Below are 20861 nucleotides of genomic sequence, written 5' to 3'. Positions count from 1 at the left end.
TTGCATGTCCGATCCCCGCGCCCAGATCCTCCTTGCCAGTCCCGATGCGACCTGCGCCTTGGCGCACGCCTTGGCACACCGGCTCCGGCCGGGCGATACGCTCCTGCTGTCGGGCGGTGTCGGCGCGGGCAAGACGCATTTTGCGCGCTGCCTGATCCAATCCCTGCTTCTTGCGCCCGAGGATGTGCCTTCGCCCACCTATACGCTGGTGCAGACCTATCAGGGGCAGGGGGCCGAGATTTGGCATGCCGATCTCTATCGCCTTGGCGATACGATGGAACTGGTCGAATTGGGCCTGACCGAAGCCTTTGCAGAAGCCATATGCCTGATCGAATGGCCTGACCGGCTGGGAGACATGACACCGCCCGGTGCGCTCTGGCTGGAATTGGAACCGCTGTCAAACCCCGGTGCAGAGGATAGCCGCCTCTTGCGGATCACTTGGCAGGATGACAGGTGGGCACAGCGATTACAGGGGGTTTTGAATGACTGAGCGGAGCGCCTTGATGCAGGAGTTCATCGCCGCGACCGATTGGGCCGGGGCGGCGATTGCCCCGCTGGCGGGGGACGCCTCGAACCGGCGCTACCTGCGCCTTACCCATCCCTCAACCGGCACGACGGCCGTGCTGATGGATGCCCCGCCCGAGCGCGGCGAGGATGTGCGCCCCTTTCTGCATATCGCCCGCTACCTGACCGGTCTTGGCCTCAGCGCGCCGCAGATTCTGGCACAGGACGAGTCGCGCGGCTTTCTCATTCTCGAAGACTTGGGTGATGCGCTCTTTGCCCGTGTGATCCCCGTTGCCCCTCAAATGGAGGATCAGCTTTATGCTGCGGCCACCGACGTTCTGATCGACTTGCACCGCGCGCCGCCGCCCGAGGGCCTCAAACCCTATGGGCCGGAGACCATGACCGACATGGCGGCCTTGGCCTTTGACTGGTATCTTACTGGCGCTACCGGGGATAACAGTCCGCAGCGCGCCGAGGTGCTCGCCGCGCTGCAGCGGCTCTTGCGTCAGCGCGCCGCGACCACCGATGTGATCGTCCTGCGCGACTATCATGCCGAAAACCTGCTCTGGCTGCCGGGACGCATTGGCGCGGCCCGCGTCGGCCTGCTCGATTTTCAGGACGCAATGACCGGGCACCGCGCGTATGATCTGGTTTCGGTGCTGCAAGACGCCCGCCGCGATGTGCCCCAAGCTGTCGAGGCCGCGATGATCGCCCGCTATTGTGCTGCGACCGCCACGGAACAGACCCTATTCGAGGGGGCCTATCACTGCCTTGGCGCGCAACGCAACCTGCGCATTCTGGGTGTCTTTGCCCGCCTTTGCCTACGCGATGGCAAAGGGCATTATATCGACCTCATTCCACGCGTCTGGGACCATCTGCAACGGGATCTCGACCATCCGACCCTGTCGCCGGTGGCCGATCTCTTGCGCGCTGCCCTGCCCGCGCCGACATCCGCCATCAGAGAGCGCCTGCGCGCGCAATGTGCCCGATGAACCTGCCCTTGATGCTATTTGCCGCCGGGTTCGGCACGCGCATGGGGGCGCTGACCGCGACCCGGCCCAAGCCCCTGATCGAGGTGGCGGGTCGCCCGCTCATCGACCATGCGCTTGATCTTGTCACCGCACATGGCGCGGCCCCGATTGTGGCCAACCTGCATTATCTGCCCGATCAACTGGCGCAGCATCTGGCGGGGCGCGATATCCGCCTTTCTCATGAAACGCCCGAGATCCTTGAGACTGGCGGCGGGCTGCGCGCAGCCTTGCCGCTGCTTGGCCCCGGCCCGGTCTTTACCATGAATACCGATGCGGTCTGGCGCGGTCCAAACCCGCTTGATCACCTGGCACGCCTCTGGCGCCCCGCCGAGATGGATGCGCTCTTGCTGTGCGTCCCGCGCGCGCAGGCCGTGGGCCATAGCGGGGCCGGGGATTTTCAGATCGCCCCGGACGGTAGGGCGACACGCGGCGCGGGCTCTGTCTATTCCGGGCTTCAGATCGTGAAACCCGACCTGCTCCAGACCATTCCCGAGCGTGCCTTTTCCCTCAACCGCCTCTGGGACATGATGCTTGCCGATGGCCGGCTCTATGCCGCAGATTACCCGGGCCAGTGGTGCGATGTCGGCCGCCCCGAGGGAATCGCGCTGGCCGAAACCCTGCTTGCCGCTCCCGATGTTTGATCGCTCGGACACCCCCCGCTTCTACGGCTTGCCCCCCGGCGTGGATTTTCCCCGTGCGTTGGTCGACGGCTTGCGGGCGCGGCACCTGGGCCAGCCGCCCGAAACCCTTGCCCGCGTGCAGCTCATCGTTAACACCCGCCGCATGGCCCGCCGCATCCGCGAGCTATTCGACCAGGGCCCGCCGTGCCTCTTGCCGCGCATCAGCCTTTTGACCGATCTCGGAGAGCTTTGGGATCTGGCCCATATCCCCGATCCGGTGCCGCCTCTTCGCCGCAGGCTGGAGCTGGTGCAGCTGATCACCACGCTTCTCGACAATGCCCCCGATCTTGCCCCGCGCAGCGCGATTTACGACCTTTCCGATAGCCTTGCCGGGTTGATGGATGAAATGCACGGCGAAGGGGTGGTGCCACAGGCTATCGAGGCGCTCGATGTCAGTGACCAATCTGGCCATTGGGCGCGGATCAAATCCTTCCTTGGCATTGTCCGCCATTATTTCGAGGCAGGCGGTGCCGCCCCCGATGTGGAAACCCGTCAGCGCCTTGTCATCGAACGGCTGGTGTCCCTCTGGGCTCAAACCCCGCCAACGCACCCTGTGATCCTTGCGGGCTCGACCGGGTCGCGTGGCGCGACGCAGCATCTTATGCAGGCGGTTGCACGCCTGCCGCAAGGTGCGGTGGTACTGCCCGGCTTTGATTTCGACATGCCCGGCGCGGTCTGGGAGGCGTTGGGCGACGCCATGCTGTCCGAGGATCACCCGCAATACCGTTTTTGCCGTGTGGCAGCGGGGGCCGGGATCACGCCTGCGGACGTCCGCCCGTGGTCCGACATGCCCGCCACCCATCCGGCACGCAATGCGCTGGTGTCGCTCGCCCTGCGCCCCGCGCCTGTGACCGATCAGTGGCTGCGCGACGGCCCGCATCTGGCGGACATTGCCGGGGCTATGGCCGATGTGACCCTGGTCGAGGCCCAATCGCAGCGACAAGAGGCACTGGCCATCGCCATGCGCCTGCGTCAAGCGGCCGAGGACGGGCGCACCGCCGCCCTCATCACCCCGGACCGGACCCTTACCCGTCAAGTGACCGCCGCGCTCGACCGCTGGGATATTCTGCCCGATGACAGCGCGGGTCTGCCGCTGCACTTGTCGCCGCCGGGGCGCTTTCTGCGCCATGTCGCCGATCTCTTCCGCAATCGGCTCAGCGCTGAATCCCTCTTGACCCTGCTCAAACATCCTCTGGCACATCAGGGGGCGGAGCGTGGCCCACATCTGCGCCTCACGCGCGAGCTGGAATTGCACCTGCGCCGCCACGGTCCGCCCTATCCGACCGAAGACAGCCTGCGCGCTTGGGGTGCTGCGCAAAAGGATGCGCTTGCCCCTGACTGGGTGAACTGGCTCTGCGCTTGCTTTGTGAACAGAGACTATTCCGGCGAAATGCCCCTTGAAAAAAGCGTCGCAGCGCATCTCGAACTGGCCGAGAGAATCGCCCAAGGCTGCCACGGTACAGGCTCCGGGACCCTCTGGCTCAAGGATGCCGGACAAGAGGCGCAAAAAGCCGTGATCGAACTTCGGACCGAGGCACATCATGCCGGGGCCCTCAGCGCCAGTGACTATTCCAGCCTGTTTCACAAGATCCTGAGCGCACGCGAGGTGCGTAACCCGGTCGATCCGCATCCCCATATCCTGATCTGGGGCACGCTAGAGGCGCGCGTGCAGGGGGCCGATCTCTTGATCCTTGCCGGGCTGAATGAGGGGAGTTGGCCAGAATCCCCCAAGCCTGACCCATGGCTCAATCGCGCCCTGCGTCATCAGGTGGGTCTCTTGCTGCCAGAGCGGCGCATCGGCCTCTCGGCGCATGATTTTCAACAGGCGATTGCCGCGCCCGAGGTCTGGCTCACCCGGTCCGTGCGGTCTGCGGATGCCGAAACCGTGGTTTCGCGCTGGCTCAACCGTATCCTGAACCTGCTCTCTGGCCTGCCGGATCAGGGCGGGCAGGCGGCGATTGACGCTATGTGCGCGCGTGGTCGCCTCTGGCTCGACCGCGCTACGGCCCTTGAGGAACCCGGTGAGGTGCCGCGCGCCGCGCGTCCGGCACCCGCACCTCCCGCCGCCGTGCGCCCCGATCACCTGAGCGTGACCGAGATCAAGCGTCTGATCCGTGATCCCTACGCCATATATGCTCGCCATATCCTCAACCTGCGCAGGCTCGATCCGTTGATGCGTACGCCAGATGCGCTCTTGCGCGGCACGGTGCTGCACGAAATCCTCGAAGGCTTCATTCGCGAAACGCTAGAGCATCCGGCACGGTGCAATCACGCCACCCTGATGCACCATGCAGAGACTGTTCTGGCCGAAAACGTACCTTGGGCCGAGGCGCGCGCGCTCTGGTTGGCGCGGCTGGAACGGGTGGCGGACTGGTTCATCGAGACGGAGTTTGCCCGCCGCGCCCGCGCGCATCCCGTCGCGTTCGAAGCCAAGGGCCGCGCCACCCTGCCCGATCTGGGCTTTACCCTCTCGGCCAAGGCCGACCGGCTCGATCTCGATGATCTGGGGCAGGTTCATATCTATGATTACAAGACCGGCGCGCCGCCCTCCGCCAAGGAACAAACCAGTTTTGACAAGCAATTGCTGCTTGAGGCCGCGATTGCCACGCGTGCGGGTTTTGCCGATATGGGGCCAAGCCGCGTGGCCCGCGCGATGTTCATCGGGTTGGGCAGCCCCCCCAAAGAACTCGACGCGCCGCTCGACGCAGAGCCACCCGAGAAAATCTGGTCCGAGTTTCACGCGCTGATTTCAGCCTATTCAGACCCTGATATGGGCTATACGTCCCGTCGTGCGCCGCGCAATGCCGATGAGGACGGCGATTACGACCAACTCGCCCGTTATGGTGAATGGGATCTGACCGATCCACCCCAAGTGACCAAGGTGGGCCAATGACCGCCCGTGACGCCGCCACCCAAGCCCAAGTCGAGGCCGCGCGCCCCGACCTTTCGACATGGCTCTCTGCCAATGCAGGGTCGGGCAAGACGCGCGTTCTGACCGACCGCGTGGCCCGGCTCTTGCTCGACGGGGTCGATCCGCAGCACATCCTCTGCCTCACCTATACCAAGGCCGCCGCGAGCGAGATGCAAAACCGCCTCTTTCGCCGCCTGGGCGCTTGGGCGATGCTGGCCGATGCCGATCTCAAGCAGGAATTGGGCCTTTTGGGTCATGAGGGCGCGATCACCGATCAAACATTGTGTGAGGCTCGCCGCCTCTTTGCGCGCGCGATCGAGACGCCGGGTGGGCTCAAAATCCAGACGATCCACTCTTTTTGCGCCTCGCTCCTGCGCCGCTTTCCGCTCGAGGCGGGCGTCACGCCACAATTCACCGAGATGGAGGATCGCACCGCCACCCTCCTGCGCGCCGAGATTGTCGAAGAATTGGCCGGCGGGCCGTACGCATCCACGTTTTATGCGCTCGCCAGACACTATTCCGGCGAAACTCTGGAAAAACTGACAGCCGAGATCGTGCGCCACCGCACCGGATTTTCGAAACCGCTGAGCAACGCGGACCTCGCCGCACTCTTCGATCAGCCCGAGGGTCTCACCCCTGAAATGATCCGTGAACGGGTGTTTCTGGGCAATGAAATGGTGCTTTTTGATCACCTCCTGCCTGCACTTCAGGCCGGATCCGCCAATGACGTCAAGGCCGCCGCCAAGCTGGCGCGGGTCGGCGTGCTCGACATCGGCGCACTGCCGCTTTTGGAGGATGTTTTTCTCACCGGGAAGGGCACCAAATCGCCCTTTTCCGCCAAGTTAGGCACTTTCCCAACCAAAGCCACTCGGGACGCCCTCGCCCATGTCATGCCGCAGATCGAGCAATGGATGCTGCGCGTCGAGGATACGCGCCCCGCGCGCCTTGCTCTCCTCGCCATGCAGAAGACCCGCGCCTTGCATGACTTCGCCCGTGCCTTTCTGCCTGCCTATGAACGCGCCAAGCAGTTGCGCGGCCTGCTCGACTTCGACGACCTGATCTTGCGCGCCCGTGATCTCTTGACTGACCCGGCGGTCGCCGCGTGGGTCCTCTACCGTCTAGATGGCGGCATCGACCATATTCTCGTGGACGAGGCGCAGGATACCAGCCCGGTGCAATGGCAAGTGATCGAGCGTCTGGCGCAGGAATTCACCAGCGGCGAGGGGGCGCGCGCCGATGTGGCCCGCACCATCTTTGTCGTGGGCGACAAGAAACAGTCGATCTATTCTTTTCAGGGGGCCGATCCGCGTGAATTCGACCGCATGCAGCAGGAATTCGGCATGCGTTTGGGGGCTACCAACCGTCCCTTGCAATCGCGCGTTCTGGCCTATTCCTTTCGCTCGTCGCGGGCGATCCTGACCACCGTCGATTGCTGCTTTGACCAGAGCAGCGAGAGCGGCTTTACACCGGAAGAGGGTCACAAAGCCTTTTTCGACACGCTCCCTGGCCGCGTCGATCTTTGGCCGGTTGTCGCAAAGCCGGAGGAAGAGGAAACACCCCCCTGGCACATGCCGGTGGACATCCGCGCCTCCAATGATCCCGCCATCCTATTGGCGCGGCAGGTGGCGGCCGCCATGCGCGACATGATCGCCGCGCGACAGGCGATCCCCGACCCGAAATCGTCCAGCGGCTTTCGCGCCGTGCAACCGGGTGATTTCCTCATTCTCGTGCGCCGTCGTTCCGCGCTCTTTCACGAGATCATCCGCGAATGCAAGGCACAGGGCCTGCCCATCGCCGGGGCCGACCGGCTCAAGGTCGGGGCAGAGCTTGCCGTGCGCGATCTCGAGGCACTCTTGTCCTTTCTCGCCACGCCCGAAGATAGTCTGGCGCTCGCCACCGCCCTGCGCTCACCGCTGTTCGGTTGGTCCGAGGCGCAGCTTTACGACCTCGCCCAAGGGCGCGACCACCCCTACCTCTGGGAGGAGTTGCGCGCTCGCGCCGCCGACCACCCTGACACCATGGCAATCCTGCGCGACCTGCTCGACAATGCCGATTTCCTGCGTCCCTATGACCTGATCGAGCGTATCCTGACCCGCCATGATGGCCGCCGCCGCCTGCTGGCCCGTCTGGGGACCGAGGCCGAGGACGGCATCGACGCGCTGCTGGCCCAGGCAATGGCCTATGAACGCCGCGCGGTCGATAGCCTCACTGGCTTTCTCGTCTGGATGGAGACCGACGACCTCGAGATCAAGCGCCAACTCGACAGCGCCGGCAACCGCATCCGTGTGATGACCGTGCACGGGGCCAAGGGGCTTGAGGCACCCGTCGTGATCCTGCCCGAATGTGGCGCCTGGCGCAGTCCCAACGTGCCGCAGATCGTGACGCAAGCGGGGCATGCCCTCTGGACCGGGCGTGCCGATGATATGCCACCGACGCTAGCCGACGCGATCGATGCCGAACGGCGCGCGCTGCTGGCTGAACGTGACCGCCTGCTCTATGTTGCCATGACCCGGGCCGAGACGTGGTTGATCATCGCCGCCCATGGCGATTTGGGCAAGCAGGGCGACACCTGGTATGACAAGGTGCAGCGCGGGATGCTGGCAGCGGGCGCGCAACCTCACAGCTTTGCCCATGGTCCCGGTTTGCGTCTCGATCATGGTCTTTGGGCCGAAAGAGAGACTGAATCCACACCCGCTGCGCCGCCTCAGACAATCACCCTTGATCCGCTCTTTGAGCGCCCCGCCCCGCTCCCTGCACGCATCAAAACGCTCAGCCCCTCGGATTTGGGCGGGGCCAAGGCGTTGCCCGGCGAGCGCGGGCTGGATGAAGAGGCCGCCAAACGGCGCGGTCGCCAGATCCACCGCCTGCTTGAGTTCCTGCCCACCGTGCCTGCCGCTGACTGGCCCGCCACCGCCGCGCGCCTCCTCTCCAACGGCAGTGATGCCGCCTCGGGTGAAGAACTCTCACTCCTTCTTGCAGAAGCGGACAAGGTTCTGACCCGGTCCAGCCTGTCGTCGCTCTTCACCCCCACAGCCCTGACGGAGGTGCCGATCACCGCCAATCTCGCACCGCTTCAGGGGCGGCGCATCCATGGTGTTATTGACCGCCTGATCATCGAAGATACCCGTATCTTCGCGGTGGACTTCAAGACCAATGCGCTGGTGCCTGACACCGTGACCGATTGCCCCGATGCGCTCCTCCGGCAGATGGGGGCCTATGCCCATGCGCTCGCACAGCTTTACCCGGATCATCGCATCGAAACCGCGATCCTCTGGACCCGCACCGCGACGCTCATGCCCTTACCCCACGATCTTGTGACCAGGGCGCTGGAATCCACCACCATCGCTTGACGTGCCGCGCCCGGCTCCATAGGTTCACGACCGAAACCCTGACCACTAGGAGACATATCATGGCCACCGTTGCCGTCACCGACGCCACATTCGACGCCGAAGTCAAGAATTCCGACATTCCCGTCGTGGTCGATTTCTGGGCCGAATGGTGCGGCCCCTGCAAACAGATCGGCCCGGTTCTGGAAGAGCTGTCGTCCGAGATGTCCGGCCGCGTCAAAATCGTCAAGGTCGATGTGGACAGCAATCCCAATTCCGCCGTCGCCATGGGCGTGCGCGGCATCCCGGCGCTCTTCATCTTCAAGGATGGGCAGGTTGTGTCGAACCGCGCCGGTGCTGCCCCCAAGGCGGCCCTGCAGAGCTGGATCGAAGACAGCATCTGAGACGACCAGCTACGTCGTGTAAGGGTCGCGCCTGTCGCGGCCCTTTTTCTTTGCCCGCAAAACTTGCATGATTGTCCCATGACCCTGACCAATGCCGATATCACAGAGCTGACCGCCCTGCGCCGCCTGTTGCACCAACACCCTGAGGTGTCGGGCCAAGAGCAGGGCACCGCCGGGCGCATCACCGACGCGCTCTTGGGGCACTCACCCGACCGGCTCTTGACCGGGCTCGGCGGGCATGGCGTGGCGGCGGTCTATCAGGGTCAAGACTATGGCCCAACGATCCTCTTTCGTTGCGAACTCGACGCGCTGCCGATCACCGAACAGGGCGATCTGCCCCACCGCTCGACCGTGCCGGGCACGGGGCATCTCTGTGGCCATGACGGGCATATGACGGTGCTTCTGGCGCTCGCGCGTCTCTTGTCGCGTCAGCGTCCTGCGCGGGGTCGCGTCGTGCTGCTCTTTCAACCCGCCGAGGAAACCGGCGCAGGCGCAGAGGCGGTGTTGAGAAATCCGGATTTCGAGACTATTTCACCCGATTATGCCTTTGCTCTGCACAATATGCCCGGTCTGCCACTCGGTCATGTGGGCCTTATTCCCGGCCCGGTCAATTGCGCCTCGCGCGGCATGGCCGTCACCTTGACCGGCAAATCCGCCCATGCGTCAGAGCCGGAAAATGGCCGCTCTCCGATGCACACGTTGGCGCATCTCATGCCCGCACTCACGGCCCTCAGCCACGGCACGCCCCAAGACACCGATTTCACGCTGGCCACGGTGACGCATGTCCAGATGGGTGCCCCCGCCTTTGGCATCGCGCCGGGCGATGCGACGCTCTACGTCACGTTACGCACGCTGACCGACGGCGGCATGCAGGCGCTCTGCGATGCCGCGACAACGCTGGTGATGGATACCGCCACGGCGCAGGGGCTGACGACCGAGATCAGCTATCACGACATTTTCGCCCATTGCGAAAACCACCCCGAGGCAACCCTGATCTTGCGCCGCGCGCTCGATGCGCTGCATGTGCCCCATAACGCGCGCGGTCTGCCGATGCGCGCCTCCGAGGATTTTGGCCGCTTTGGTCAACGCGCCAAGGCGGCGATGCTGTTCCTTGGCGCGGGCACCGCACATGCCGCGCTGCACAATCCCGATTACGATTTCCCCGATGATCTCATCCCCATCGGTGCGCGGATCTTTCATCAGGTCGCCCGCGACATGCTGGGGTGAACCTGGCCTTTACTCCAATGGCCAGCCGAGCGCTCTCAGCCGGGCGGCGATCTGGTCCGATGCCTCTGGCGCACCGGCATTTATGGACTTCAGCTTGAGAAACCAGAGCAGGTATTTGTCCCAATCCGGGGCGTGCCCCGCAACCAGATCAAAGGCCCTGTCCACGCCAATCCCGGCCACGTTCAGCGTGACGTGATGAAAATCTATCTTGGCAAAAACAATTGCAGGCTTGCGGAAAAACATCGCCATCAACGCGACCGATGAATTCTCTGTCACCACGAAATCACAGCTGCGCAGATGTGCCTCCATCCCGCCTGTGGTCACATCCAACAGCGGATGGGCGCGGCGCAACTCCTCCAGCTTCCGCATGTCTGCGTCCGAATAGTGCTCCTTGGGATGCAGCCCTGCGATCACCCGCCTGCCGTCTGCCCGGCGCAGCGTTTCGCGCAGCATCTTGAGCGGCGACATAACCTGAAACGAGCGCCGCTCGCCGATATGCCCCTGCAGCGCCACATAAATTGTCCCGTCGCGACGGCTGTCGTCGGGGTTTAAGTCAAACTTCCGCTTGGCCCAATATTTGGCAAAACGCGTGGCTTCGACCGGATCAATCCGGCTGGGATCAAACGCCGCATGGGCGACATCGAAATTCCATCGCTCTGCCGTTCGCTCGATCCTCCAGAATGGCATGATATAGGCAACCCGCAGGCTGAGCCCCTTGGCATGCGCCGGTTCCTGCATCAAGAAGAGGGCATAGTCGTCTGCGTCCGCGGCGGCCAAAGTGTCCACCGGGCCAGCCGTGCAAATATCCAGGGTCCACCCCGACAGCGCCAGCGCCTTTTGCAGCTTGTTCACGAAATTATGGTCACCCGCTCTCGCGCGCTTGTCCATCGGATTTGGAAAATACAACCGCGCGCGGTGCCCCTGCATCATGGCTTAAGACCTAATCCACAAGACTCCTTTGCTCAAGCGGCTTGAAAGCGGGGCAAAGGTTGTAAACATTGGGCGCGACAGTCATATAGGGCCGCGAAACGGAAGGAATATCATATGTCCGAGAGCAAGTTTCCCGGTTGGCACGGCACCACGATCATTGGCGTGCGCAGGGGCGGCGAGGTTGTCGTTGCAGGGGATGGTCAGGTCAGCCTTGGCCAGACCGTGATCAAGGGCACCGCCCGCAAAGTGCGCCGCCTCTCGCCCGGCGGTCATCCGGTTGTGGCGGGCTTTGCCGGGTCCACCGCGGATGCCTTTACGCTGCTCGAACGGCTGGAAACCAAGCTCGAGGCGACGCCGGGCCAATTGCAACGCGCCTGCGTGGAATTGGCCAAGGATTGGCGCACCGACAAATACCTGCAAAAGCTCGAGGCGATGCTGATCGTCACCGATGGCGATCAGCTCTATGTCATCACCGGCGCAGGCGACGTGCTCGAGCCCGAGCATGACGTGGCCGCTATCGGCTCGGGCGGCAACTATGCGCTTGCCGCGGCGCGTGGCCTTGCCGAGAACCCCGACCTGAGTGCCGAGGATATCGCCCGCCGTGCCATGGCCATCGCTGCCGATATCTGTGTCTACACCAATGGCAAGCTGACGGTGGAAAGGATTTCCAAATGACCGACCTGACCCCGCGCGAGATCGTCTCGGAGCTTGACCGCTACATCATCGGCCAGCGCGACGCCAAGCGCGCCGTCGCCGTCGCCCTGCGCAACCGCTGGCGGCGCAAACAGCTTGGCCCTGACCTGCGCGACGAGGTTTACCCCAAGAACATCCTGATGATCGGGCCTACCGGCGTCGGCAAGACCGAGATCAGCAGACGCCTTGCCAAACTCGCCCGCGCCCCGTTCATCAAGGTCGAGGCGACCAAATTCACCGAGGTGGGCTATGTCGGCCGCGATGTCGAACAGATCATCCGCGATCTTCTGGACAGCGCCATCGCCCAGACCCGCGACTGGATGCGCGAAGACGTCAAGACCCGCGCCGAACAGGCCGCTGAGGAACGCGTGATCACCGCCATCGCGGGCGAGGATGCCCGCCCGGCCACCCGCGACATGTTCCGCAAGAAGCTGCGCGATGGCCTCCTGAACGATACCATGATCGACATTGAGGTGGCCGATACCTCCAACCCCATGGGCATGATGGATATTCCCGGCCAGCCCAGCGGCCAGATGGGGATGATGAACCTTGGCGACCTCTTCGGCAAGGCGTTCGGCCAGCGCACCACGACCAAGCGTGTCAGCGTCGCCGACAGCTATGCGCTTCTGATTGGCGAAGAGGCCGACAAGCTCCTTGATGACGAAACCGTCCACCGCACCGCGCTCGAGGCGGTCGAACAGAACGGCATCGTTTTCCTCGACGAGATCGACAAGGTCTGCGCCCGTTCGGACGCGCGCGGTGCCGATGTCAGCCGCGAAGGCGTGCAGCGTGACCTGCTGCCGCTGATCGAGGGCACGACCGTCAGCACCAAATACGGCCCGGTCAAGACCGACCATATCCTCTTCATCGCCTCGGGGGCGTTTCACATCGCCAAACCCTCGGATCTTCTGCCCGAATTGCAAGGCCGCCTGCCCATCCGGGTCGAACTGCGCGCGCTGACCGAAGGTGATTTCGTCCGCATCCTGACCGAGACCGACAACGCCCTCACCCTGCAATACACCGCCCTCATGGGCACCGAAGAGGTGACGGTCAGATTTACTGAGGATGGCATCGCCGCCCTCGCCCATATCGCGGCAGAGGTCAATCAATCGGTCGAAAACATCGGCGCGCGGCGGCTCTACACCGTCATGGAGCGGGTGTTCGAGGAACTCTCCTTCACCGCCCCCGACCGCGCGGGTGAGACGGTGACGGTCGATGCAGGCTTCGTTGAGGCGAATTTGGGGGAATTGATGCGGTCCGCGGATTTGTCGAGGTATGTTTTGTAGGGGGGGGTGTTGTTATCTCGGACACAAGGCCCGCGCAGTTCCAAAGACGGCATTCATTTGTCGGCTCAGCCTGTAGCACGTTCAGAGAGCCACAAACGCAGTCTGCCGAATCAGGCGTGGCGAGGTGTGTTCGAGAATGTTAGGTGGACGCTGTTTTAGGAGAAGTCAGCTGCTCTTCGCTGTTTTCTGTCGGAAAGTTGATGACAAGTGATCCTGCGCGCACTTCCACGCCGGAGTCCAACTTCGCACGCACTCTGAGTAACGCGGGACCTGAAAACACTAGGGCTGCCCACTGTATTGGCACGACGACGGATAATATCTTGTCACTTTGATTATCCTCTTTAGCGTCAGATTTATCGAGGAATGCGTCTTGGGAGACTTTTGTCTGTGACGAAAATATCTGCAATGTTTCTTCTTCTTCAACTTTTATGACGCTTAGATCCAACGTCTCGAACGTGGTTTCCTGAGGGAACCGAAGATGTACTAGCGCAGCAAAAGTCGGCAACACTCCCGGAGGCGGGCCGGTGAAGTTTAGTTCTGAAGAATAACAGCCGACTAAAGTTAACTTCCCATTAACTTCATGTCTAATGTCATCACAAAACATCGTGATTCCATAGGCGTGGTCCGTCATGAAGCGATCTTTTCAAGATTAAATTCCGATACAGGGCTAATTGTCCCGCTGGTATGAACCCTATATTGCTCCGGCAATCTAAGTACGTGGTCGGCAGACCTTGTAACGTTGGACGGGCCGACGCGAGGACGATCAACAAACTCAATGTAAATGTCTTTGTCGAACGCGTACGCAAATTCGGCAATGGACCGAGCCGTAAGATTAGCACTACCAGTCAATCGCCTATTAATAACAGAACGATCAACTCCCAGGATCGTCGCGACTTCTTGCTGGGTTTTGCCCGTCGCGACGAAGGCTTTCTGAACCTTCTTCTGAAGAAGCGAAATAAAGCGAGCCGCCTTCCGTGACTTCGGATCAATTTTTATTTGATATGACATCTTTGTAGCTCCCTCCCGTCAAGCATTTCGGCTCATTTAGTTCAATGTGATCACGCACATAAACTGTCTGCGCTATGTAACGCCCATAACTGTTCTCGATCACTATTCTATCCTTGGCATCGCCAAAACAACAAATGAACGCATCTTTTTTGGGTGCCCAACCAAAGATACGGACATCATCTGTCTTGAGTTCCCAAACGTATCTATCTGGCGTCCAGCTAAGTTTCTTGAACCGACGGTCGGAGAAAAAATCATCGCCAGACACGTATTCTGCGAACAACGCAGAAACCTGCTCAAGTGGCGTGAGCTTCGCATACATTGGGTTGTGCTCCAAATTCGGCAAAACCTGATCAAGCCATGTAAGAAATTCCATAGTCCCATATAGCGTTCTCCACGGTAGCTCGTCAGGCTCCAACGGATCAATGGTATCTAGAGCACCCGAATCACAAAGCTCAGTCAGCGTTGCCATATATATCAACACACTCATTCTGCAAGGTAAAGCCTGCGTACGCTACCCTGAGGTTGAAGCCGTGGCAATAAGTCCGCCCCAAGCAAGAGTGGTGTGGGTAGTGCTGTTTACAGCCGTCATCATCAAAATCCCGGTAATCCCCTCTCCAACCATTCCCTCCCCCAATCTCCGCTTTCCCGGTGAAGCCCTCTCGAATAGCACCCCAACTCCCCCACTTCCCCCTCCGCATCCCCCGCGCTAAACACCTCTCATGGTTGTCCCGGTTCTCCTCGTTGCCCTTTCCCTCATTGGCGCTGCCGTGGCACTTCTGCTGCCCGGCTATGGCGATCTGATCCTGCTGGCGGGGCCTTGCACCATCGCGGCGTTGATCCTGCTTTGGCGCGCCCTTTTTCTGCGGATCACGGCCCCGGCCGCGCCCGAACCTGTGCCAGAGCCGAACCGCATCCTGATCGATGGCTCCAACGTCATGTATTGGCGCGACAACACCCCGAGGATCGAAACGCTGCGCGAGGTCATCGGGCAGCTGCGTCGCATCGGCTTTGCGCCGGGGGTCGTGTTTGATGCCAATGCGGGCTATCTGCTGACCGGAAAATACAAACATGATGATGCCATGGCTGGCTATCTGGGGCTGGCCGAGGATTGGGTGATGGTCGTGCCCAAGGGCACCGTTGCCGATCGCTACCTTCTGACTGTCGCGCGCGACGTGGGCGCGCCCATCGTCACCAATGACCGCTACCGCGATTGGGCCGCTGACTATCCCGAAGTCAAACAGTCGGGGCGTCTGATCCGGGGGGGCTATCGCGACGGGGCGCTCTGGTTCGAAGGCATGGATATACCGACGTAATACCGACACGATACCGACGCGGATTTCCCTCTGTTTTCAGCGCTCTACCGTCCCCGCGCCGCATCAATCCGCGCCCGCGCGGAATTGGAGCGGGGCATCCACAGCCCCCGGTCAATGGCCTCTGCCAGCCGCTCCGCCAACTCGCGCAAGGCCGAGGGGTTATGCGCCGCGATAAAGGCCCGCGTGTCCTCATCCTCTAGGAACGCGGCCTCGACCAGATCAAAGTGATGCCCGCGCACGGCGCCAGTTGTTGCTGCAAAAGCAAAGAGATAGTCCACCGTCGCGGCAATCTCGAACGCGCCCTTGTAGCCGTGCCGCTTGACCCCTTCGATCCATTTCGGATTGACCACGCGGGATCGCACCACCCGCCCGATCTCATCCTCGAGCGTGCGGATCACCGGCCGTTCAGGGCGGGAATGGTCATTGTGGTAAACCGGCCGGTCGCGCCCCTGCAAGGTGCTGACCGCCGCCGCAGCCCCCCCCTCGAACTGATAATAGTCATCAGAATCAAGCAGATCATGCTCACGGTTGTCCTGATTCTGCACGATGGCGTCGGTCTGTTTCAGCCGCGTTTCAAAGCCCGCGCGGTCCGGTGTGCCCGCCTCCTTGGCACCATAGGCATAGCTGCCCCAAGTGAGGTATGCCTCTGCCAGATCGGCCTTGTCCGCCCACAGCCGCTCGTCGATCATCGCCTGCAGACCCGCGCCATAAGCCCCCGGTTTTGATCCATAAATACGCGGTGCAACGCCCTCGCTCCGCGCTCTCGCGGCGGCGGGATTGTTGTCCTCGGTCTCGTCCAGCCCCTGCACGGCCCGCGCCGCGCTGTCGAACAGCGCGATGAGTTGTGGAAAGGCATCGCGGAAAAACCCAGAGATGCGCAGGGTCACATCCACCCGTGGCCGCCCCAGCACGCCCTCAGGCAGAATTTCGAATCCGGTCACGCGACGGTTGGCGGCATCCCATGTCGGCTTGACCCCCATCAGCGCCAGCGCCTGTGCAATGTCATCGCCACCGGTGCGCATATTGGCCGTGCCCCACGCCGTGATCAGCAGGGCGCGTGGCCAATCACCATGGGTCTGCAGATGCTTTTCAATCAATAGGTTGGCGGATTTCCAGCCCAAGGCCCAAGCGGTCGGTGTGGGCACGGCGCGGCTGTCGACGCTATAGAAATTGCGCCCCGTTGGCAGGGTATCGAGCCGCCCGCGCGTGGGGGCGCCCGAGGGTCCGGGAGCAATCGCCTGTCCGTCCAACGCACGCAAGAGCCCCGCGCCCTCGCCCGGCCCACAGGCCGCAATGGCAGGGCGGATGCGCGTGGCAATCTCTGACAGAACCGCCGCAGTATGTGGTCCGGCCTCTTGATCATCCCCCGCCAAGAGGCGCTGCGCCATCAGCTCCAACCGTTCGACCGTATCACCATTACTGCGCCATGGATCGGCGCTGAGGTCTGCCAAAGCCAGCGGTTTTTCAGCCGCAGGGGCCGCCATGTCGCAATCGAGCGGATCAATGCTCAGGCCGTGGTCCAGGGCCAGAGCCCGGATCAGCGAGGCATCGCCACCCTTTCCGTTCCCGCGCGGCACACGGGACAGAGCGATAGCCAAATCGACTTCCAATCGACCCGTCGGTGACTGCCCGAACACATGCAGCCCGTCGCGGATCTGCGCCTCTTTCAACTCGCAGAGATAGGCATCGAGCCGCGCCAGATCGCCCGCCTCATCCGTGCCCGACATGCCCACGTCCTTGTCGAGCCCGGTGGCAGCACTCAGCGTCAGGATCTCGCGGCGCAGATGGGCGATGCGGCGCGGATCAACTCCGGCGGCCTCATAGTATTCGTCTACCAGCGCCTCCAGATCGCGCAGCGGACCGTATGTCTCGGCGCGGGTGAGGGGCGGGGTCAGGTGGTCGATGATCACCGCCTGCGCGCGCCGCTTGGCCTGCGTGCCTTCGCCGGGATCGTTGACGATGAACGGATAGACATGCGGCATCGGCCCCAGCACCGCCTCGGGCCAACATTCGGCGCTGAGTGCCAGCGCCTTGCCCGGCAGCCATTCCAGATTGCCATGCTTGCCCATATGCACGATCGCCTGCGCACCAAAATGATGGCGCAGCCAGATATAGAAGGCGAGGTAATTGTGCGGCGGCACCAGATCGGGGGAATGATAGGTCTCGGTCGGGTCGATGTTATAGCCCCGTGCGGGCTGCAGCCCGACCACGATATGCCCGAAGGTCAGGATCGACAGGGCAAAGGCGGGGCCGTCGGAGTCGCGCAGTTCTGCAACGATGAAAGGATCGTCTTCGGGTGCACCCCAGCGGGCAATCATCGCCTCGCGCAGATCCCAAGGCAGGGCGTTAAAATGCTCGCGGTAGGTATCGAGCGACAGCCTCTCGCCCCCCTCGCGGCTGGCGCGATCCGTCAGCCAGTTGGTCGGCCCCGCCATCACCGCCCGCATCAACGCATCGCTATCCTCGGGGGGATTGATCACAGAATAGCCCGCCTCGGCCATCAGGCGCAGGGCATGGACCGTGGCCGAAGGCGTATCGAGACCCACGCCATTGGCCAAACGCCCATCCTTGTTCGGGTAATTGGCAAGGATGAGTGCCACCCGTCGCGTGGGCGCGGGCGTCTGGCGCAGCTTGGCCCAATTCGCGGCCAATTGCGCGACAAAATCCACCCTGTCGCCGACCGCGCGATAAGTGGCGATTGGGCATTCGGTGGCTTCGTCGAAAAACGCCTCGCCTTTGAAGCTGATGGCGCGGCTCAGGATGCGGCCATCTACCTCGGGCAAGGCCACATTCATCGCGATGTCGCGCCCCGAAAGGCCGGTCAGCCCCTTGGCCCAGACCTCTTCCGATGTGCCTGCAAGCACCACCTGAAACACCGGCGCACCATTGGCGGCGGGCATGGAGAGCGGGTTCTCGGGGCTATCGTCGCCCGCATGCGGCGAGCCGACGGCAAAGGAGGTGCAATTGAGGATGACCGATGGGGGGGCAATGCCGAACAGATGCTCCAGCGTTGCCACCGATACCGGGTCCTTGAGCGAGGCGACAAAGATCGGCAGCGGATTGAGCCCGGCCCGTAAGAGTGATTTCACCAGACGGTTGATCGGGTGCAGCCCCGCACCCTGCACCAAAGCGCGGTAGAAGATCACCGGCACGACGGGCTGATCCGCCTGCCACACCTCTTGCGCGGCGCTGAGGCCCGCGACCCCGGCCCCCGGCCAATAGACGCCCGCGCGCAACAGCGGGCTGGCGGCGGCAGGGCTCTCGCCCCCCTCCAGCACGGAGCGGGCATAGCGCAGGAAGTTCGCCGCATTCTCTGGCCCGCCCTCGACCAGATAGGCCCAAAGCGCATCGTAATCCGCGTCCGAGACCGTCGACAGACCGCGCAGTTCCGCATCCGGCTTGTCATCGCCGGGCAAGAGCGCCAGCGGCACGCCCGCCTCATGCAGGCGCGCGGCAAATTGCTCGGCCCCGTATTTCCAATAGCCTACACCGCCCAGAACCCGCGCGATCACCAGTCGCGATTTCGTGGCGCATTGATCAAGATGCAGATCGACCGACATCGGGTGTTGCAAATGGCTGAGGTTTGCCAGTCGCAGACTGGGCGGCTCTTCCAACTCGCCACGCGCCTCGCTCAGCGCTGCCAGTTCGGTATCAGCGGCAGAGATAACGATCACATCGGCGGGCGTCTGGCCCAGATCAACGGGGTCTTTGCCATCCTCGATGGCACCGGGGGTGGCGGCGAGCAGATGCATCAGGCGGTTCCAGCTTGAACGGGGCTGCGATTTGCGGCAAGAGCAGCGTCACAGCTGCCCCTGTCGGGGCGTATCGCCGAAAGGGCAGAGCCATGGACTACAACGCATTGGGCGCCTCCAAAAAGGGCAGCAAGATCCCGCGTCACAAAGAGCATAACGCGCCGGGCACCGACAAGAACCCGTTCGGCAAGCGCCCCTCGAAGGAAGAGCTGATTGCCCGCCTCAAGGCGAAGGCCGAGAAAGCCACGAAATAGGCTCATAGCTGCTTTTCCATGAAGATGGACGAGAGGGCGTCGGGATAGTCCCCGAACGGGCCTCGTCTTGCAAAACCATGCCGTGCATAGAGCTTGTGGGCCGCGTGTAATAAATTCCCGGTTTCCAAACGCAGGCAGGGCAAAGCGTGCGCGCGCGCCTCGTCCTCGATCTGGCGCAGCAGGGCGTCTGCCACGCCCTGTCCCCGCGCCGCCTCGGCCACGAACATGGATTTCACCTCGCCATATCCATCGCGTAGCGCAAGCGCACCGGTGCCGACGATCCGCGCCGCACTGCGCGCGGCAAAGAAGCGGATATCAGGCGCGCAGAGCGCGTCGATGTCGAGAAAGAAGTTATCCTCGGGCGGAAAGAGCGACTCCATCAGCGCATGGCTCGCCCGCAAGAGCGCGCTGGCCTCTGGATGCCTTGGGTCTGCCGCCTCGACGATGATCATGCCGAGAGTGCGGTGGTGATTGCAGCCCGATCCAGACCCGCCTGACCGATCACCACCAGCCGCGTCTGGCGCGGACCGGCTCCGTAGGGTTGGTCGAAATAGCTGTCCACGCGCGGCCCTACGGCCTGAATGGTCAGGCGCATCGGTTTGCCTGTCACTGCGGCAAAGCCCTTGAGCCGCAGGATGTCATGGGCGCGAATTACCTCTGTGACCTGACGGGCAAAGCTGGCCGGATCGCTGATCTCGGGCCGCGTCACTACAAAGCTCTCAAAGGCGTCGTGGTCATGATCATCGTGGTGATCATGGTCCTCGTCGTCGTGATGATCGTCGTCGTCATGGTCGTGGTGATGATGGTGCAGCTCGTGCCGCGCTTCCATATCCGCCTCGGCCCCGATACCTTGCCCCAAAAGCACCTCGATGGGCAGGGCCCCCATGGTCGCGGTCACAACCTGAACGCCATTGCGCGAGTCTGCGCGCAGCCGCGCGCTCAGCGCCGCACGCTCGTCTTCGGTCAGCAGGTCGGATTTGTTGATCACGATCATATCGGCGCAGGCCATCTGATCCTCGAAGAGCTCCGACAGAGGCGTTTCGTGGTCAAGGTTCTCATCCAGCTTGCGCTGAGCATCCACCGCCGCCACGTCATGCGCAAAGCGGCCTTCGGTCACGGCCTTGCCATCGACCACCGTCACCACGCCATCGACCGTCACCCGCGTCGAAATCTCGGGCCAGTTGAAGGCCCGCACCAGCGGTTGCGGCAGCGCCAGACCCGAGGTCTCGATCACGATGTGATCGGGCGCACGCTCGCGGTCCAAGAGCTTTTGCAGGGTGGGGATGAAGTCTTCGGCCACGGTGCAGCAGATGCAGCCGTTGGACAATTCCATCACATCCTCTTCCGAACAGGCCTCGATCCCACAGCCCTTGAGGATATCGCCATCCACGCCCAGATCGCCGAATTCGTTGATGATCAGCGCGATGCGCTTGCCGCCCGCATTTTCCAGCATGTGCCGGATCAGCGTGGTCTTGCCGGCCCCGAGAAATCCGGTAACGACGGTGGCGGGGATCTTGGCTTGCATGTCTTGGCTCCTTCAGG

18 protein-coding genes are annotated in these 20861 nt (G+C 62.7%); 11 read left to right on the top strand and 7 right to left on the bottom strand.

Annotated elements, in window-relative coordinates:
- Nucleotides 1-4: 4 nt before the first annotated feature.
- The 7 genes from tsaE to ROSMUC_RS05385 all read left to right on the top strand — a co-directional run bounded on the left by tsaE (nucleotide 5) and on the right by ROSMUC_RS05385 (nucleotide 10083).
- The gene (gene tsaE / locus ROSMUC_RS05415) at nucleotides 5-490 is read left to right on the top strand and encodes a tRNA (adenosine(37)-N6)-threonylcarbamoyltransferase complex ATPase subunit type 1 TsaE (RefSeq protein ID WP_037270379.1); all 486 of its coding nucleotides are present in this window, start codon (nucleotides 5-7) and stop codon (nucleotides 488-490) included.
- Nucleotides 483-1496 (top strand): aminoglycoside phosphotransferase family protein, encoded by a 1014-nt coding sequence (locus ROSMUC_RS05410; RefSeq protein ID WP_037270377.1) that lies wholly within the window; start codon nucleotides 483-485, stop codon nucleotides 1494-1496. Before tsaE ends, ROSMUC_RS05410 begins: the two co-directional genes overlap by 8 nt.
- On the top strand, nucleotides 1493-2176 hold the full coding sequence (locus ROSMUC_RS05405) for a nucleotidyltransferase family protein (RefSeq protein ID WP_037270375.1): 684 nt from the start codon (nucleotides 1493-1495) through the stop codon (nucleotides 2174-2176). Before ROSMUC_RS05410 ends, ROSMUC_RS05405 begins: the two co-directional genes overlap by 4 nt.
- Nucleotides 2169-5108, top strand: coding sequence for a double-strand break repair protein AddB (addB, locus tag ROSMUC_RS05400; RefSeq protein WP_037270373.1), 2940 nt, complete (start codon nucleotides 2169-2171; stop codon nucleotides 5106-5108). The genes ROSMUC_RS05405 and addB overlap by 8 nt, the downstream gene beginning before the upstream one ends.
- Nucleotides 5105-8476: a double-strand break repair helicase AddA gene (gene addA / locus ROSMUC_RS05395; RefSeq protein ID WP_037270371.1), complete on the top strand. Its 3372-nt coding sequence runs from the start codon at nucleotides 5105-5107 to the stop codon at nucleotides 8474-8476. Before addB ends, addA begins: the two co-directional genes overlap by 4 nt.
- 59 nt (nucleotides 8477-8535) lie before the next feature.
- Nucleotides 8536-8856 (top strand): thioredoxin, encoded by a 321-nt coding sequence (gene trxA / locus ROSMUC_RS05390; RefSeq protein WP_008279716.1) that lies wholly within the window; start codon nucleotides 8536-8538, stop codon nucleotides 8854-8856.
- Between the two features lie 78 nt (nucleotides 8857-8934).
- A complete protein-coding gene (locus ROSMUC_RS05385; RefSeq protein ID WP_037270369.1) occupies nucleotides 8935-10083 on the top strand; it encodes an amidohydrolase in 1149 nt (382 codons plus the stop codon).
- A gap of 9 nt (nucleotides 10084-10092) precedes the next feature.
- Here the strand turns inward: ROSMUC_RS05385 and ROSMUC_RS05380 are convergent, their stop codons facing one another.
- Entirely contained in the window at nucleotides 10093-11013 is a 921-nt protein-coding gene (locus ROSMUC_RS05380) for a hypothetical protein (RefSeq protein WP_037270367.1), read from the bottom strand.
- A gap of 114 nt (nucleotides 11014-11127) precedes the next feature.
- Here ROSMUC_RS05380 and hslV point away from each other — a divergent pair, with 114 nt between their 5' ends.
- Both hslV and hslU read left to right on the top strand, forming a co-directional pair.
- Nucleotides 11128-11688, top strand: a complete 561-nt coding sequence (gene hslV / locus ROSMUC_RS05375; protein ID WP_037270365.1) for an ATP-dependent protease subunit HslV — start codon at nucleotides 11128-11130, stop codon at nucleotides 11686-11688.
- Nucleotides 11685-12992 carry an ATP-dependent protease ATPase subunit HslU gene (hslU, locus tag ROSMUC_RS05370; protein WP_037270363.1) on the top strand — a complete coding sequence of 436 codons (1308 nt, stop codon included), beginning with the start codon at nucleotides 11685-11687 and terminating at the stop codon, nucleotides 12990-12992. Before hslV ends, hslU begins: the two co-directional genes overlap by 4 nt.
- Nucleotides 12993-13131: 139 nt before the next feature.
- On the opposite strand, the gene ROSMUC_RS05365 is transcribed toward hslU, so the two are convergent.
- Genes ROSMUC_RS05365 through ROSMUC_RS05360 form a run of 3 tightly spaced genes read right to left on the bottom strand, consistent with a single transcriptional unit; the run spans nucleotide 13132 to nucleotide 14469 of the window.
- Nucleotides 13132-13623, bottom strand: coding sequence for a hypothetical protein (locus ROSMUC_RS05365; protein ID WP_037270361.1), 492 nt, complete (start codon nucleotides 13621-13623; stop codon nucleotides 13132-13134).
- A complete protein-coding gene (locus ROSMUC_RS20820; protein WP_146005672.1) occupies nucleotides 13620-14000 on the bottom strand; it encodes a helix-turn-helix domain-containing protein in 381 nt (126 codons plus the stop codon). Before ROSMUC_RS20820 ends, ROSMUC_RS05365 begins: the two co-directional genes overlap by 4 nt.
- A complete protein-coding gene (locus ROSMUC_RS05360) occupies nucleotides 13978-14469 on the bottom strand; it encodes a hypothetical protein (protein ID WP_146005671.1) in 492 nt (163 codons plus the stop codon). Before ROSMUC_RS05360 ends, ROSMUC_RS20820 begins: the two co-directional genes overlap by 23 nt.
- Before the next feature lie 298 nt (nucleotides 14470-14767).
- On the opposite strand from ROSMUC_RS05360, the gene ROSMUC_RS05355 reads away from it, so the two are divergent.
- Complete coding sequence (locus tag ROSMUC_RS05355) at nucleotides 14768-15313, top strand: NYN domain-containing protein (RefSeq protein ID WP_342748344.1); 546 nt, start codon at nucleotides 14768-14770, stop codon at nucleotides 15311-15313.
- Nucleotides 15314-15357: 44 nt separating this feature from the next.
- Here the strand turns inward: ROSMUC_RS05355 and cobN are convergent, their stop codons facing one another.
- Nucleotides 15358-19065, bottom strand: coding sequence for a cobaltochelatase subunit CobN (gene cobN / locus ROSMUC_RS05350; protein ID WP_037270358.1), 3708 nt, complete (start codon nucleotides 19063-19065; stop codon nucleotides 15358-15360).
- A 92-nt stretch (nucleotides 19066-19157) separates the two neighbouring features.
- On the opposite strand from cobN, the gene ROSMUC_RS20975 reads away from it, so the two are divergent.
- On the top strand, nucleotides 19158-19319 hold the full coding sequence (locus tag ROSMUC_RS20975) for a hypothetical protein (RefSeq protein WP_037270356.1): 162 nt from the start codon (nucleotides 19158-19160) through the stop codon (nucleotides 19317-19319).
- A gap of 2 nt (nucleotides 19320-19321) precedes the next feature.
- Here the strand turns inward: ROSMUC_RS20975 and ROSMUC_RS05345 are convergent, their stop codons facing one another.
- Together ROSMUC_RS05345 and cobW are read right to left on the bottom strand one after the other, a co-directional pair.
- Entirely contained in the window at nucleotides 19322-19771 is a 450-nt protein-coding gene (locus ROSMUC_RS05345) for a GNAT family N-acetyltransferase (RefSeq protein WP_037270354.1), read from the bottom strand.
- A complete protein-coding gene (gene cobW, locus ROSMUC_RS05340; protein ID WP_037270352.1) occupies nucleotides 19768-20844 on the bottom strand; it encodes a cobalamin biosynthesis protein CobW in 1077 nt (358 codons plus the stop codon). The genes ROSMUC_RS05345 and cobW overlap by 4 nt, the downstream gene beginning before the upstream one ends.
- Nucleotides 20845-20861: the final 17 nt, after the last annotated feature.

This window comes from Roseovarius mucosus DSM 17069 (assembly GCF_000768555.3).
GTDB classification, from domain to species: domain Bacteria; phylum Pseudomonadota; class Alphaproteobacteria; order Rhodobacterales; family Rhodobacteraceae; genus Roseovarius; species Roseovarius mucosus.
The sequence above is the reverse complement of the archived record's forward strand: the minus strand, read 5'-3'. Positions and strand labels throughout refer to the sequence as shown.

What these genes read in the sequence shown, in the direction of transcription:
- ROSMUC_RS05365 (WP_037270361.1), bottom strand. Translation starts at nt 13,623, where the DNA reads ATGACGGACCACGCCTATGGAATCACGATGTTTTGTGATGACATTAGA.
- ROSMUC_RS05410 (WP_037270377.1), top strand. Translation starts at nt 483, where the DNA reads ATGACTGAGCGGAGCGCCTTGATGCAGGAGTTCATCGCCGCGACCGAT.
- ROSMUC_RS05360 (WP_146005671.1), bottom strand. Translation starts at nt 14,469, where the DNA reads ATGGCAACGCTGACTGAGCTTTGTGATTCGGGTGCTCTAGATACCATT.
- ROSMUC_RS05345 (WP_037270354.1), bottom strand. Translation starts at nt 19,771, where the DNA reads ATGATCATCGTCGAGGCGGCAGACCCAAGGCATCCAGAGGCCAGCGCG.
- tsaE (WP_037270379.1), top strand. Translation starts at nt 5, where the DNA reads ATGTCCGATCCCCGCGCCCAGATCCTCCTTGCCAGTCCCGATGCGACC.
- addB (WP_037270373.1), top strand. Translation starts at nt 2,169, where the DNA reads ATGTTTGATCGCTCGGACACCCCCCGCTTCTACGGCTTGCCCCCCGGC.
- cobW (WP_037270352.1), bottom strand. Translation starts at nt 20,844, where the DNA reads ATGCAAGCCAAGATCCCCGCCACCGTCGTTACCGGATTTCTCGGGGCC.
- cobN (WP_037270358.1), bottom strand. Translation starts at nt 19,065, where the DNA reads ATGCATCTGCTCGCCGCCACCCCCGGTGCCATCGAGGATGGCAAAGAC.
- ROSMUC_RS20820 (WP_146005672.1), bottom strand. Translation starts at nt 14,000, where the DNA reads ATGTCATATCAAATAAAAATTGATCCGAAGTCACGGAAGGCGGCTCGC.
- hslV (WP_037270365.1), top strand. Translation starts at nt 11,128, where the DNA reads ATGTCCGAGAGCAAGTTTCCCGGTTGGCACGGCACCACGATCATTGGC.
- ROSMUC_RS05385 (WP_037270369.1), top strand. Translation starts at nt 8,935, where the DNA reads ATGACCCTGACCAATGCCGATATCACAGAGCTGACCGCCCTGCGCCGC.
- trxA (WP_008279716.1), top strand. Translation starts at nt 8,536, where the DNA reads ATGGCCACCGTTGCCGTCACCGACGCCACATTCGACGCCGAAGTCAAG.
- ROSMUC_RS20975 (WP_037270356.1), top strand. Translation starts at nt 19,158, where the DNA reads ATGGACTACAACGCATTGGGCGCCTCCAAAAAGGGCAGCAAGATCCCG.
- addA (WP_037270371.1), top strand. Translation starts at nt 5,105, where the DNA reads ATGACCGCCCGTGACGCCGCCACCCAAGCCCAAGTCGAGGCCGCGCGC.
- ROSMUC_RS05380 (WP_037270367.1), bottom strand. Translation starts at nt 11,013, where the DNA reads ATGATGCAGGGGCACCGCGCGCGGTTGTATTTTCCAAATCCGATGGAC.
- hslU (WP_037270363.1), top strand. Translation starts at nt 11,685, where the DNA reads ATGACCGACCTGACCCCGCGCGAGATCGTCTCGGAGCTTGACCGCTAC.
- ROSMUC_RS05405 (WP_037270375.1), top strand. Translation starts at nt 1,493, where the DNA reads ATGAACCTGCCCTTGATGCTATTTGCCGCCGGGTTCGGCACGCGCATG.